The organism is Paraconexibacter sp. (genome assembly GCF_041602235.1).
Lineage (GTDB): Bacteria > Actinomycetota > Thermoleophilia > Solirubrobacterales > Solirubrobacteraceae > Paraconexibacter.
Genome location: NZ_JBFIGP010000457.1, coordinates 1 through 1,919 on the forward strand (window position 1 = coordinate 1; position 1,919 = coordinate 1,919).

Here is a 1,919-nt window from a genome sequence, read left to right on the forward strand (position 1 = left end):
GCACAGGAACGCCGCCGCGGCCCCGACCTCCTCGGTCGTCCCGAGGCGCCGCAGCAGGGTGCCGTCCTTCATCGCCTGCACCATCTTCTCGCCGTGCACCGGGACGGCGCGGGCGGCGTCGGTCAGCGGCGTGTCGATCGGTCCGACCGCGAGCGTGTTGCACGTGATCCCGTAGCGGGCGTTCTCGCGAGCGATGGACTTCGAGAAGCCGATGATCCCGGCCTTCGTCGTCGCGTAGACCGCGTTGCCCTTGGACCCGATGCGGCCCGCCTCGGAGCCGATGTTCAGGATGCGGCCGTAGGCGGCCTGCTGCATCGCGGGCAGGACGGCATGGGTGCAGGCGAACATCCCCTCGAGGTTCGTGCCCAGGAGCGCCCGCCACTGCTCGGGCGTCGTGTCGGTGAAGTACGCGAAGTCGTCGAAACCGGCGTTGTTGACGAGGACGTCGAGGGTTCCGAGGGCGGCGACGGCCTTCATCGCGGCGGGCGCGTCGGAGATGTCGAGCTGCAGGGCTTCGCCGCCGATCTGCTCGGCGACCTCCCGTGCGGGGCCCAGGGACCGGCCGGCGACGATCACGTGCGCGCCCTCGGCGGCGAGGCGGCGCGCGATCCCCTCGCCGATGCCGCGGCTACCCCCGGTGACCAGCGCGCGGCGTCCCTCGAAGCGGCGCATGCCGTCCGGGCGGGTGCCACTCACGGGGCCACCTCGTCGCGCCCGTAGACCGCCGGGCGCCGCTCGATGACGGCGGCGAGGCCCTCCCGGCTGTCGGCGGTGCCGGAGAGGCGGGAGACGGTGGCCGCCTCGTCGTCGAGCACCGCGTCGAACGCGGCCCCGGCGCCTGCCCACAGCAGGCGCTTGGTCTCCGCCTGCGATGCGGCCGGCCCGGATGCCAGCGCCGTCGCGAGGGTGAGGGCGTGGTCGTGCACCTCCTCGTCGGGCACCACGCGGCCGACGAGCCCGAGCTCGCGCGCCTCGTGTGCCCCGAGCATGGGGTTGGTCAGCGCGAGGTCGAGAGCGGCGCGCAGGCCGATCAGCCGCGGCAGCGTGAACGTGAGGCCCGCGTCGGGGGCCATCCCGACCCGCGTGGCGCCGAGCATGAAGCGGGCCGACTCGCCGGCGACCACGATGTCCGCGGCACACGCGAGGCCCAGCCCGCCGCCGCCGGTCGCCGCTCCGCGGACCGCGGCGATCACGGGCGCGTCGAGGTGCACGAGCCCCTTGGCGATCTCGCCGAGCTGCTCGGTGAGCACCACCAGGTGGGCGGGGAGATCCTCGCCCTTGGAGGCGAACTCGCGCACATCGCCACCGCCGCAGAAGGTCTTGCCCGCACCGCTGAGCAGCACGGCGCGTACGGACGGATCCCCCTGGAGCGAGCGGACGTCCTGCAGCAGGGCGGCCAGCAGCGCGGCGTTCAGGGCGTTGGACTGCTCGGGTCGGTTCAGGGTCAGGTGCGCGACGCCGTCGCGGACCTCCAGCTGCACCGGGCGGTCTTCGGTCATGTGGTCATCCCTTTCGTGCGAACGCGTCCATCGCGCCGGCGGAGGTGAGGTGCTCGACGACCGTGCGCCGCTCGAGGGCCAGCGCGTCGTCGAGGGGCAGCGCGAGGCCGTCGTGGACGAGGGCCTTGGTTCGCGCGAGGGCGGCGCGGTCCTTGGCGGCCAGCGTCGCGGCGAGGGCGTCGGCGGCGGCGTCGAGGTCGGCGGCGGGGACGGCACGGTAGGCGAGGCCCAGGGCCACCGCCTCGGCGGCACCTATGCGCTCCCCGGTGAGGATGTGGGCCAGGGCGCGCTGGCGGCCGATGAGCCGGGGCAGGCGCTGCGAGCCGCCGCCGCCCGGAACCATCGCGAAGTTGCTGTGGTTGTCGGCGAGCCGGACGTCGTCGGCGACCAGGACGATGTCGCAGGCCTGCAGCAGCTCGA

3 protein-coding genes are annotated in these 1,919 nt (G+C 74.4%); all 3 read right to left on the reverse strand.

Annotation, left to right across the window (positions count from 1 at the left end; all coding sequences use genetic code 11):
• Nucleotides 1-696 (reverse strand): SDR family NAD(P)-dependent oxidoreductase (locus ABYE80_RS20375; protein ID WP_372792213.1); only part of this gene is annotated, 696 nt, incomplete at its 3' end.
• Complete coding sequence (locus tag ABYE80_RS20380) at nt 693-1,499, reverse strand: enoyl-CoA hydratase/isomerase family protein (RefSeq protein WP_372792215.1); 807 nt, start codon at nt 1,497-1,499, stop codon at nt 693-695. The genes ABYE80_RS20375 and ABYE80_RS20380, both read right to left, overlap by 4 nt.
• A gap of 4 nt (nt 1,500-1,503) precedes the next feature.
• On the reverse strand, nt 1,504-1,919 hold a 416-nt coding region (locus ABYE80_RS20385), incomplete at its 5' end, for an enoyl-CoA hydratase/isomerase family protein (protein ID WP_372792217.1).